This is a genomic window from Variovorax gracilis (assembly GCF_030317115.1).
Classification (GTDB): domain Bacteria; phylum Pseudomonadota; class Gammaproteobacteria; order Burkholderiales; family Burkholderiaceae_C; genus Variovorax; species Variovorax gracilis.
In genome coordinates, this window is record NZ_JASZYF010000010.1 from 135,744 (window position 1) to 147,427 (window position 11,684).

The 11,684-nt window shown below is 67.3% G+C and carries 12 protein-coding genes; 1 reads left to right on the top strand and 11 read right to left on the bottom strand.

Annotated features, from left to right (window positions below; translation table 11 throughout):
• Window positions 1–15: 15 nt before the first annotated feature.
• The 3 genes from QTH97_RS20190 to lplT are packed head-to-tail and all read right to left on the bottom strand — an operon-like array spanning window position 16 to window position 2,712.
• The gene (locus tag QTH97_RS20190; RefSeq protein ID WP_286570236.1) at window positions 16–501 is read right to left on the bottom strand and encodes a glutathione peroxidase; all 486 of its coding nucleotides are present in this window, start codon (window positions 499–501) and stop codon (window positions 16–18) included.
• Window positions 498–1,400, bottom strand: a complete 903-nt coding sequence (locus QTH97_RS20195) for a DMT family transporter (protein WP_286570237.1) — start codon at window positions 1,398–1,400, stop codon at window positions 498–500. The genes QTH97_RS20190 and QTH97_RS20195 overlap by 4 nt, the downstream gene beginning before the upstream one ends.
• A gap of 7 nt (window positions 1,401–1,407) precedes the next feature.
• Entirely contained in the window at window positions 1,408–2,712 is a 1,305-nt protein-coding gene (gene lplT, locus QTH97_RS20200) for a lysophospholipid transporter LplT (RefSeq protein WP_286570238.1), read from the bottom strand.
• A 171-nt stretch (window positions 2,713–2,883) separates the two neighbouring features.
• On the opposite strand from lplT, the gene alr reads away from it, so the two are divergent.
• On the top strand, window positions 2,884–3,972 hold the full coding sequence (gene alr / locus QTH97_RS20205) for an alanine racemase (RefSeq protein ID WP_286570239.1): 1,089 nt from the start codon (window positions 2,884–2,886) through the stop codon (window positions 3,970–3,972).
• A gap of 10 nt (window positions 3,973–3,982) precedes the next feature.
• On the opposite strand, the gene QTH97_RS20210 is transcribed toward alr, so the two are convergent.
• The 8 genes from QTH97_RS20210 to hpaD form a co-directional block, all read right to left on the bottom strand.
• Complete coding sequence (locus QTH97_RS20210) at window positions 3,983–4,960, bottom strand: 2-dehydropantoate 2-reductase (RefSeq protein ID WP_286570240.1); 978 nt, start codon at window positions 4,958–4,960, stop codon at window positions 3,983–3,985.
• Window positions 4,961–4,967: 7 nt separating this feature from the next.
• Complete coding sequence (locus QTH97_RS20215) at window positions 4,968–5,759, bottom strand: class II aldolase/adducin family protein (RefSeq protein ID WP_286570241.1); 792 nt, start codon at window positions 5,757–5,759, stop codon at window positions 4,968–4,970.
• Window positions 5,760–5,906: 147 nt separating this feature from the next.
• Window positions 5,907–6,896: a Bug family tripartite tricarboxylate transporter substrate binding protein gene (locus QTH97_RS20220; RefSeq protein WP_286570242.1), complete on the bottom strand. Its 990-nt coding sequence runs from the start codon at window positions 6,894–6,896 to the stop codon at window positions 5,907–5,909.
• Between the two features lie 24 nt (window positions 6,897–6,920).
• Window positions 6,921–8,657 (bottom strand): dihydroxy-acid dehydratase, encoded by a 1,737-nt coding sequence (gene ilvD / locus QTH97_RS20225; RefSeq protein ID WP_286570243.1) that lies wholly within the window; start codon window positions 8,655–8,657, stop codon window positions 6,921–6,923.
• Window positions 8,658–8,661: 4 nt separating this feature from the next.
• Entirely contained in the window at window positions 8,662–9,474 is an 813-nt protein-coding gene (locus QTH97_RS20230; protein WP_286570244.1) for an aldolase/citrate lyase family protein, read from the bottom strand.
• A 99-nt stretch (window positions 9,475–9,573) separates the two neighbouring features.
• Window positions 9,574–10,377, bottom strand: a complete 804-nt coding sequence (gene hpaH, locus QTH97_RS20235) for a 2-oxo-hept-4-ene-1,7-dioate hydratase (RefSeq protein WP_286570245.1) — start codon at window positions 10,375–10,377, stop codon at window positions 9,574–9,576.
• A gap of 10 nt (window positions 10,378–10,387) precedes the next feature.
• Window positions 10,388–10,792 (bottom strand): 5-carboxymethyl-2-hydroxymuconate Delta-isomerase, encoded by a 405-nt coding sequence (locus QTH97_RS20240; protein ID WP_286570246.1) that lies wholly within the window; start codon window positions 10,790–10,792, stop codon window positions 10,388–10,390.
• Between the two features lie 12 nt (window positions 10,793–10,804).
• Window positions 10,805–11,683: a 3,4-dihydroxyphenylacetate 2,3-dioxygenase gene (hpaD, locus tag QTH97_RS20245; RefSeq protein WP_286570247.1), complete on the bottom strand. Its 879-nt coding sequence runs from the start codon at window positions 11,681–11,683 to the stop codon at window positions 10,805–10,807.
• Window position 11,684 lies beyond the last annotated feature (1 nt).

Sequence of the window (11,684 nt, forward strand, 5' to 3'; positions counted from 1 at the left end):
GCGGGTGGGGGCGGGCTATGCCGCCAGCGCAGTCTCGATGTCGCGACTGATCGACTCGGGCTTGTCGAGCGGCGCATAGCGCCGGATGACCTGCCCGTCCTTGCCGATCAGGAACTTGGTGAAGTTCCACTTGATCGCCGTGCTGCCCAGGAAGCCCGGCGCTTCCTTTACCAGCCACTTGTAGAGCGGTGCCGCGCCCGAGCCATTGACGTCGATCTTCTCCATCATCGGAAAGCTGACGCCGTAGTTCTCCACGCAGAAGGCGCCGATCTCCTCGTTGGTACCCGGGTCCTGGTTGCCGAACTGGTTGGACGGGAATCCGAGCACCGCGAGGCCCTTGGCGGAGTACTTCTCGTACAAGGCTTCCAGTCCCTCGAACTGCGGTGTGAATCCACACTTGCTGGCCGTGTTCACGATCAGCAGCACCTTGCCCTTGAACTTGGAGAGCGGCACCGGCTTGCCATCGATCTGGCGGGCTTCGAAGTCGTAGACGCTGGTCATGGCGTTTCTTTCTGAAGGGAGGAGGGTCGATCATCCTCGCCGCCCGGCGATCGCGCAAACGCCGACCACACCGCGGCCAGCACGATCAGTGCTCCGCCGATCCAGATCCGCGCGTCCATCGTCGCGGCGCCCAGCGCCACCGACGAGCCGCTGGCGAACAGCACCTCCGACAGCATGATCACGGAGGTCGCGCTCGCCGCCAGCCGCGCGGCGCCGTATTGCAGGCAGACGTTGGCGAAGACGAGGGCGATCCCCAGGATGAAGGCCCAGCCCCACCAGGCCGATGCCGCCAAGGGCGGCGGCGCGATGGCGCCCAGCGCCGTCCCGGCCAGCGCCGTCGCGCCGGCCACCAGCGCGCAGCCGCCGAACATGGCCAGCGCGCGCGATTCTCCGGGCGCGGTGCGCAGCCGCCGCAGCAGGATGTTGGTGACCGCAAAGCCGAAACCCGCCGCGACGCCGAGCCAGTCCGGCAGGCTCGACGGGATCGGCCACTCGGTCTGCGGCGTCTTCAGCACGACCGCCACGCCGATGAGCGCAAGCGCCACGCGTGCGAGCGACGCCAAGGTCGGCCGCTCGCCCAGGAAGCCCCACGCCAGCAGCACGCTCCACAGCGGCATCAGGTAGAACAGCAGCACCACGCGCACCACGTCGCCCTGCGTCACGCCCCAATTGAATCCGACGTTGGTGAAGCCCGCCGCCAGCCCCAGCAGCACAAGCCCCGGCTGCTGAACGAAGACGTGCCACATGCTGCGGCGCAGCAGCGCCATCACCAGCGCGATCGCGGCATAGATCAGGCAGGTCGCCCACACCGGATGCAGACCGTGGTCTTCGATCTGCCGGAAAGGAAACCAGGAGACGCCCCAGACGAAGGCGTTGAAGATCAGCGCAATGGCAGGCAAGACGGGATCAGTGGTGCTTGTCGCTGCGAGCGATGGCGAGCAGGTGCTCGACCTCTTCGGGGTACTTGCGCAGGTTGCTCATGTGCCAGCGCTTGATCAGCCACATGAAGCCCGCCACCACGACGCCGAAGGCGGTAATGGCCGCATAGGCCGACATGCCGAGCCCGGTGCAGGCGCTGTAGAACGCACCCAGGATCAGGATGCAGGATTGCTCGTTGAAGTTCTGCACCGCGATGGAGCGACCGGCGCCCATCAGGTTGTGGCCGCGATGCTGGAGCAGCGCGTTCATGGGCACCACGAGAAAGCCGCCCAGGCCGCCCAGCAGGATCAGGAAGGGCACCGCCAGCCAGATGTTGCCGATGAAGTTCATGCCGATCACCAGCACGCCCATGCCGATGCCGAGCGGGATCACGCGGGTCGCCATGTCGAGCCGCATGCGCACCGAAGCGACGATCGCGCCGACCGCGGTGCCGATCGCGACCACGCCCGTCAGCGACGAGGCTTGCGCCGTGTTGTAGCCCAGCGCCAACGACGCCCACGCGAGCACGATGTACTTGAGGTTGCCGCCCGCGCCCCAGAACAGGGTCGTCGTCGCCAGCGAAATCTGCCCGAGCTTGTCGCGCCACAGGCGCGAATTGCAGTGCCAGAAATCAGGCAGCAGCGCGGCCACGTTGCGGACGAAGCTGTGCTGCGGGTTGGAGCGCAGCGGCCGCATCTCCACACCGGTGTCGGGGATGCGCGTGTTGAACCATGCGGCGATGATGTAGACCAGGATCAGCGCGGAGATCGCCGCTTCGGGCGGCGTGTCGATGCCCGTATTGATGACGGGGAAATCCAGGGAAAGCAGTTGGCTCGACAGTGCGTGGCCCACGAGCTGGCCGCCGAGCACGATGCCGAGAATGATCGATGCGATGGTCAGGCCCTCGATCCAGCCATTGGCCTTGACCAGTTGAGAGGCGGGCAGCAACTCGGTCAGGATGCCGTACTTGGCCGGCGAGTAGGCCGCCGCGCCCAGCCCGACGATGGCGTAGGCGAGCAGCGGGTGAGAGCCGAACAGCATCATCACGCAGCCCACCACCTTGATCGCGTTGCTGATGAACATGACCTTGCCTTTGGGCAAGGCGTCGGCGAAGGCACCGACCAGCGGCGCCAGCGCCACGTAGAAGATGGTGAAGATCGGCACCAGCGCAGCGCGTTGCCATTCGGGCGCGCCGTTGGTTCGCATCAGTTCCACGGCAGCAACGAAAAGCGCGTTGTCGGCCAGTGACGAAAAGAACTGGGCCGACATGATCGTGTAGAAACCGCGCTTCATCGATGGGCTGCTGGCCAGAAATTGAGACTGCTGGCGATAGTGGAAGAGGGGCCGCTTCCGTGGCGGCTGCGCGGTTATAGCATGGGGGTGCGGTGTCAAAATGGCGTGACGCGCCTGTCACTCTGGGCGCGTTTGTGTGAGTGTTTCCTGCTTTTCACAGGGTTTTTTACCGTGCCGCGTCCGATCCTCGCCACTGTCCATCTTGCTGCACTGCGGCACAACCTCGATCGCGCACGCCGCGCGGCGCTCGACTCGCGCGTGTGGGCCGTGGTCAAGGCCAATGCCTACGGCCATGGCATCGAGCGGGTCTTCGACGCCTTCCGGGCCGCCGACGGCTTCGCGCTGCTCGACCTGAAGGAGGCCGAACGTGTGCGCGCGCTCGGCTGGCGCGGCCCGGTCCTGCTGCTCGAAGGCGTCTTCGATGCGCGCGACCTGGAGCTGTGCTCGCGGCTCGATCTCTGGCACGCGGTGCATTGCGACGAGCAGATCGACATGCTGGCCGCCCACAAGACGCAGGCGCCGCAGCGCGTCTTCCTCAAGATGAATTCGGGCATGAACCGGCTCGGTTTCACGCCCGAACGCTTCCGCTCGGCGTGGACGCGGCTGAACGCGCTGCCGCAAGTCGACGAGATCACGCTGATGACGCACTTCAGCGACGCCGACGGCGCGCGCGGCATCGCGCACCAGATCGAAGTCTTCGAGCGCATCACCCAAGACCTGCCGGGCGAGCGCTCGGTCGCCAACAGCGCCGCCACCTTGCGCCACGCGTCGACCACCCGCGCCGACTGGGTCCGCCCCGGCATCCTGCTGTACGGCAGCGCGCCGGACTTTCCCGAACACGACGCACAGCACTGGCAGCTCCAGCCCGGCATGACGCTGTCGACGCAACTGATCGGCGTGCAGAACCTGAAGGCGGGCGACACCATCGGCTACGGATCGAGCTTCGCGGCAGACGGCCCGATGCGCATCGGCGTCGCCGCGGTCGGCTATGCCGACGGCTACCCGCGCCACTGCACGACCGGCACGCCCGTGCTGGTGAACGGCGTGCGCACTCGCATGGTAGGGCGCGTGAGCATGGACATGATCACGGTCGACCTGACGCCGGTGCCCGATGCCGGTTTCGGCAGCGAGGTGACGCTGTGGGGTCGCGCATCCAACGGCGCGCTGCTGTCCATCGACGACGTGGCGCAGGCCGCCGGCACGGTGGGCTACGAACTCATGTGCGCTGTCGCCATGCGGGTGCCCGCGACGGTCGATTGAGAGGCGAGGGTCAGTAGAGGCCCGACTGCCTTGCCCGCAAGCGCGCCAGCCCGAGCAGCGCATCCGTGAACGGCGTCGGCACGCCGGCCCGTTGCCCCAGCTCTCGCACCGCCGAAACCAGCGCGTCGAGTTCGACCGCGCGCCCTGCTTCAACGTCCTGCAGCATCGAGGTCTTGAAAGCGCCCAGCTTGCGCGTGACGGCATGCCGGTCTTCGGGGCTCTCGGCGATGGGCACCCCGATGCGAGCACCGATCTCCTTCGCCTCCAGCATGATCGTGGAGATGAAGCCGCGCACCAGGTCGTCGTTGAGGATGAGGTCGGTCGTGGCGCCGGTCAGTGCGCTGATGGGGTTGACCGTCATGTTGCCCCAGAGCTTGTACCAGACGTCTTTCTGAATCTGCGGCGAGAGCTTGGTGTCGATGCCCGCGCGCGCCAGCAGGTCGCGCAGCGCTTCAGCGCGCGGTGTCGCCTCCCCTGAGGGCTCGCCGATGATGAGTCCGTTGCCGAAGTGATGCCGCACCACGCCCGGCGCGTCGAGCGAGCAGCTCGCATGCACCACGCAGCCGATCACGTGCCTGGCGGGAATGGCCGCGTCGATCTTGCCGCCCGGGTCGATGGCCTCGAGTTGCGCACCGGCCAGGCTGCCGCCGAAGCCGCCTTGCAGGAACCACCACGGCACGCCGTTCATGGCCGTGAGCACGATTGTTTCGGGGCCGAGCAGTGGCGCGATCTGCTGCGCGACGGCTGGCAGCGCTGGCGCCTTTACCGCTACGACCACCAGTTGCTGTACGCCCAATGCCTTTGGATCGCTGCTCGCGTTGACCGGCACCGACACGCGTGAATCGCCGCTCACCAGCGTCAGGCCGTCGCGCTTCAGTGCTTCGAGCGTCGCGCCACGCGCGACCACGTCGATCTCGCAACCCGCCTGCGCGAGCTTCGCGCCGATCCAGCCGCCGATGGCGCCGGCGCCGTAGATGCAAACCTTCATGATTCAGTCAGTTCTTGTAGGAAGAGTCGATGCGGTTGACCTGGCGAACAAGGGCGTCGAGCACGTCCCGGCCCGCACCGTGGTTCGGATTGAACTGCAGCGCATCGCGCGTGCACTTGCGCGCGACGTCTTCCGGCACCGGGATGGCGGCGCCCATCGAGAGGGTCGCCATCTGGATCTCGCAGGCGCGCTGCAGGGTCCAGAGAATGGCAAACGTCTGCGGCAGCGTCTCGCCCCAGGCCAGCAGCCCATGGTTGCGCAGGATCACTGCCTTGCGGTCGCCGATGCTTTTCAACAGGCGCGGCCCTTCGTCGGCATGGATCGTGATGCCCTCGAAGTCGTGGTACGCCACCATGTCGTGCAATTGCGCGGTATAGAAATTGGTCTGCTGCAGCCCGCCCTGCAGACAGGCCACCGCCACGCCCGCCGTCGTGTGCGTGTGCATCACGCAGTGCGCGTCGGCAAGTCCGTCGTGGATCGCGGCATGCACCGTGAAGCCGGCCGGGTTCACCGGCCAGGTCGACCCGTCGAGCACATTGCCGTGCAGGTCGATCTTCACGAGGTTGCTCGCGGTGACCTCGCTGTAGTGGAGGCCGAAGGGATTGATGAGGAACTGCTTCTCGCCGCCCGTCACCGTGTCGGGCAGCCGGACCGTGATGTGGTTGTAGATCATCTCGGTCCAGCCCAGCATCGCGAACACGCGATAGCACGCCGCCAGCTCCAGCCGCGCCGCGCGCTCATCGGGGTGGAGGAGTCGATGGTCCAGTTCGGAGGTCGGCATGGCGGCAAGTGTGTTCATATCAGTTCCTTCAAAAATCCGCCCCAACCCAACCAACCCGTCCGCAGCCCTTTCAGGAATACCGCGGAACCGGCTCCGCCGGTCCGCAGGTATCGCCCCCTGCAAGGGGGCGGGCGGCCACACGAAGTGGGCAAGCCTGGGGGTGTACTAAGCCTCTGCCGTGAAGCCGATCTTCTTGACGATCGGCGCCCACATGGCGGTGTCCTTCTTCAGCAGTTCGGCCAACTCGGCCGGCGACGACGACATCGGCTCCAGCCCGAAGCCATGCAGGCCGTCGATCACTTCCTTGGTGCCCAGCGCGGTCTTCATTGCGCCGTTCAGGCGGTTCACGATCTCCGGCGAGGCCTTGGCCGGCAGGAAGAAGGCGAACCATTCGCTGAAAGCCATGTCCTTGAGCCCCTGCTCGCCGAACGTCGGCACATCGGGCGCGAAGCGGCTGCGCTTGGTGCCGGAGACGCCGAGAATACGGACCTTGCCGGTCGGCAGGTGCTGCGTGATGTCGCCGATCGGGCCCGAGACGGCCGAGATGTTGCCGCCCAGCAGGTCGAGCATGGCCGGCTGCGTGCCGCGGTAGGCCGCGTGCTTGAGATCGACACCTGCGTTCTTGCCCAGCAGCGCGCCGATGAAGTGCGGGGTGGAGCCGGCCGCGGGCGAACCGAAGTTGCCGCCGGCGGGGTTGGCCTTCACCCACTCCAGGAATTCGGGCACGGTCTTCACGCTCGTCGGCACGGCAGGCCCGACCGCGAAGCCGAAGTCGAAGATGCAGGCGAGCGACACGGGCGACAGATCGGTCACCGGGTCGTACGGCAGCTTCTTGTAGATGTGCGGATAGATCGTGAGGATCGAGGTCGGCGTCTGCAGGATGGTCGCGCCGTCAGCCGGCTGGCTCTTCACATAGGTGACGGCGATCTGGCCGCCCGCGCCGGTGCGGTTTTCCACCACCACGGTCTTGGCGTAGTCGGGCGCGAGCTTGGTCGCGAGGCGGCGGCAGGTCGTGTCGGAGGTGCCGCCGGCCGCGAAGCCGGTGATGATGCGCGCGGTCTCGATCGTCGCTTGCGCAAAGGCCTGCTGGCCGATGCTCGCGAGCAGCGCGGAGGCGCCGGTGGTTTGCAGCAGGCTGCGGCGTGTGAAGTTCATGCGGATGTCTCCAAGGGTGGTGCTTCAGGACTCGTCGCGCAGCCAGGTGACTGCGCCGGAGTGGGTCACGGCGCCCTGGTGGCCAGGCCGCACGGTGAGGGCATATTTTTCCAGCAAGCCGCCATGCCGCACCCCCGCGTTTACCTCACGTTTCGCCAGCCGCGCGGCAATTTCCGCATCCGTCAATTCCACCGCGATGCTGCGCGCTTCCGCCCGCGCGTCGATCGCGATCACATCGCCATCCGTCAGTGCCGCGATCGGCCCTCCGTCGGCCGCCTCGGGCCCCGCGTAGCCGATGCAAAGTCCCCGCGTCGCACCCGAGAAGCGTCCGTCGGTCAGCAGCGCCACCTTGTCCCCCATGCCCTGCCCGTAGAGCAGCGCCGTGATGCCGAGCATCTCGCGCATGCCGGGACTGCCCTTGGGGCCCTCGTTGCGGATCACGATGACCTCGCCGGGTTCGTAGCGGCGGTTCTGCACCGCCGTCTGCGCCTCTTCCTCCGAATCGAAGACGCGTGCCGGGCCGCGGTGCACCAGCGTCTTCAGCCCCGCGGTCTTGAGCAGCGCGCCGTCGGGGCACAGGTTGCCCTTGAGCACGGCCAGGCCGCCGTCGCGCGACATCGGGTCGCCCGCCTTGCGCACCACGCGGCCATCGGGCTCGGCCGCGCCGGCCACTTCGTCGGCCAGCGTGCGGCCGGTGAAGGTCAATGCATCGCCGTGCAGATAGCCCTGCTCCAGCAGCGTGCGCAGGATCACGCCAGCACCGCCGATATAGAACACGTCGCGCGCCAGGTACTTGCCACCCGGCCGCAGGTCGGCAATGAGCGGCGTGCGCGCGAACACCTCGGCCACGTCGTCCAGGTGGAACTTGATGCCCGCCTCGTGCGCGATCGCCGGAAGATGCAGCGCCGCGTTGGTCGAGCCGCCGGTGGCCGACACGACGGCGCAGGCGTTCTCCAGCGCCTTGCGCGTCACGATGTCGCGGGGCAGGGGGCTTTCGCCCATCACCGCACGCATCAGCGACTTCGCGGCGCGGCGCATCAGGGGCGCTCGCTCGCTGAAGACGGCGGGCACCATGCTGGAGCCGATCGGGGCCAGGCCCAGCGCCTCGGACACCATGCCCATGGTGTTGGCGGTGAACTGGCCCGCGCAGGCGCCGGCCGTGGGCAGGCAGGCGCGGCTCATGGCTTCGAGTTCGTCCGCGGTGGCATCGCCGGCCAGCACCTTGCCGATGGTCTCGTAGGTGTCGACGACGTTGAGGTCGCGGCCGTCGGGGCCGGGCATCTGGCCGGGCAGTGCGGAGCCGCCGTGCACGAACACGCTCGGCACGTTGCAGCGAACCATCCCCATCATCAGGCCCGGCAGGTTCTTGTCGCAGGCGCCGATGGCGAAGATGCCGTCCCACTGGTGGCCGCGCGTCGAAGCCTCGACGCTGTCGGCGATCAGCTCGCGCGAAATCAGCGAGAAGCGCATGCCCGAATGCGCCATCGTGAGCCCGTCGCTCACCGACACCACGGGGCACTCGTGCGGCGTGCCGCCGCCGGCGTAGATGCCCGTCTTGGCGTGCTGCGCCTGCTCGCGCAGGTTCAGGTTGCAGGGGCTCATCTCGCCGCCGGTGTGGAACACCCCGATGTGCGGGCGCGCAATGTCCTCGTCGTCCTGGCCCAGCGCGTGCAGGAAGCTGCGCGTGGTCGCGCGGATCACGCCGTCGCGGATGGTCGCGGAGCGGAAGGGCTTGCGGCCCGTGTTCGAGGAATCGGTCATCGCGTCAGTAAGTGCTGCTGCTCGCTGTCGTCGTCTTGGCGCCGCCCTTGAAGCGCGCCGCCAGGGCCGTGGTTGTCCGCACCAGCAGGTTGGTGTCGAGCCCGACGGCAACGAAGAGCGCGCCCAGGTCCAGGTACTTGCGCGCCAGCGTCTCGTCCGGCGTCAGGATGCCTGCCGCCTTGCCGGCGCGGTTGATTCGCGCGATGGCGTCCTCGATCGCCGCCTGCACGTCGGCATGGCCGGGGTTGCCCATGTGCCCCATCGAGGCCGACAGGTCTGCCGGGCCGATGAAGACGCCGTCGACGCCGTCCACGCCTGCGATGGCATCCAGGTTGGCGAGCGCCTCGCGCGTCTCGGCCTGCACCAGCAGGCAGACCCGGTCGTTCGCTTCCTTCGCATAGGCCGGATAGCGGCCCCAGCCCGACGCGCGCGCGCCGCCCATGCCGCGGATGCCGTCGGGCGGATAACGCATCGCGCGGACGATCGCCTTCGCCTGCTCGGGCGTGTCGACCATCGGCACCAGCAGCGTCTGCACGCCGAGGTCGAGGTACTGCTTGATCAGTGCCGTGCCGGCATCGCCATGCCCGAGCGGCACGCGCGCGATGGCGTTGGCGCCGGGGTACGCGGCGATCGCCTGCGCCTGCTGCAGGATGCTCTGCAGGCCGTTGGGTGAATGCTCGCCGTCGATCAGCAGCCAGTCGAAGCCGGCGCCGGCGCAGATTTCCGCGCTGTACGAATCGGCGAGGCCGAGCCACAGGCCGATCTGGGCGCGCTTGGCGGCGAGGGCTTGCTTGAAGGGGTTCGCAGGTGTTTGCATGGTGTCTTTCAGTCGGCGCCGGGCCGCCCCAAGGCGACTGCGGCCCCCTCGGGGGGCAGCGCAGCACGCGAAGCGGCAAGCGTGGGGGCCATGGTGGTCTCAGATGAAGCGGAAGGCAATGGAGCCGAGCGGTCCGTAGTCGGCGTGGAAAGTGTCGCCGGGCACGGCAGTCGTCGGTCGCGTGAAGGATCCGCCGAGCACCACCTCGCCGGCCTCCAGGCATTCGTCCCACGGCGCGAGCTTGTTGGCGAGCCAGGCCACGCCCGTCGCGGGATGGTTGAGCACGGCAGCAGCCACGCCGGATTCCTCGATCACGCCGTTCTTGTAGAGCAGGGCGCTGACCCAGCGCAGGTCCACCGCGTCGGGCTTCACCGGGCGGCCGCCCATCACGATCCCGGCATTGGCCGCGTTGTCGGCGATGGTGTCGAACACTTTGCGCATCGCCTTCGTGTGGCGGTCGAACTGCTCGATGCGCGCGTCGATGATCTCGATGGCCGGCACGACGTAGTCGGTGGCCGCCAGCACGTCGAAGATCGTCACGTCCGGCCCTTGCAGCCGCTTGCCCAGCACGAAGGCCAGCTCGACCTCGATGCGCGGCGCGATGAAGCGCTTGAACGGGATGTCGCCGCCCTGCTCGAAGAACATGTCGTCGAGCAGCGTGCCGTAGTCCGGTTCGGTGATCTGGCTGGCCTGCTGCATCGCACGCGACGTCAGGCCGATCTTGTGGCCCTTGACGACGCGGCCCTCGGCGAGCTTGGTCTTCACCCATTCGCGCGAGATGGCGTAGCCGTCCTCGATGGTCATCTCGGGAAAGCGCTTGGAGAAGTGCTCGACCTGCACGCGCGACTTCTCGCTCTCGTGAAGCTCGGCGGCGAGTTGGTGGATGACGTCGGGTGCGAGCATGGACGGTTCGTTATTTGTTGAAGAGCGGATGCAGGTTGCTGTGCTTGCCGTCGTAGACCTGACCGGGGCTTTCGTCGATCTGCAGTGTGATGCCGATGTGTCGCCGTGCGAAGACCGGCTCGAAGTGACGCTTCGCCTGGTCGAGCAGCGCGTCGCCGATGCGCTTCTTCACCGCATCGGAGCGACCGGCGGCCATCCGCACATTGAGATAGACGAAGGCGTAGTCCGCCTTGCCGTCGGCCACCGCGTAGTGCGCGGCGGGGTAGGCCAGCACGCGCGTGCCCCCCGTCGGATAGACCTGCCTGCCTTCCTCGTCGCGCTGTTCGAGCATGGTGTCGGCGAGTGTGCGGCACAGCGCCGACATGTCGGTCTCGGGTTCGATGTTCGGGGTGTAGAGAATCACCAGATGGGGCATGGTTCGCGCTCCTCAGGCCGTGGTGGCTGTCGCTGGCAGCGGTGTGACCGGAAAGATCGCATTGATCTGCCCCGTGCCCGAGCTGCCGAAGTAGGGCGTGACGATCTCCGCCGGCGCCTCGTAGCGGTCCCAGCCCATCAGGCCGAGCAGCATCGCGGTGTCGTGCATGTCGCCTTCGCCCCAGCACTTGTCGGCGTACATCGGCAGCATGCCGATGAAGGTCTTCCAGTCACCGGCCTTCCAGAGCTCGACCACGCGATGGTCGACTTGCTCCAGGAAGGGGTCGTACACCTTGTGCATGAACTCCGGCGCGCGGCCGTTGTCCGCGAAGTGGTGCGAGAGCGATCCGCTCGCGAACACAGCGACCGTGCCGTCGTAGCGCTCTTCGATGGCACGGCGCACCGCCAGGCCGAAGCGGCCCGACTCGTGCAGATCGTGCCAGTCGCACCAGCCGCTGATGCTGATCACCTTGTAGTGCTGGTCCGCATTCATGTAGCGCATCGGCACCAGCGTTCCGTATTCCAGGTCGAGCGTGGTGTCGCTGTGGGCGCGGCTCTTCACGCCCATCTCGTTGGCCATGTCGCCGATCAGGTGGCCGAGCGTCGGGTTGCCCGGGTACGCGTACTTCATGTTCTTGATGAAGTGCGGCAGCTCGTTGCTGGTGTAGATGCCCTCGAACTTCGGGCCGCAGTTGATGTGGTATTCGCTGTTCACCTGCCAGTGGACGTCGAAGACCACGATGGTGTCGACGCCGAGCGCGCGGCAGCGGCGGTCGATCTCCTTGTGGCCGTTGATCGCGGCATCGCGGCATCCGAAGTTCGGGCCGGGAAGCTCCGACAGGTACATCGACGGCACGTGCGTGATCTTGGCTGCGAGTGCAAGCTTTCCCATC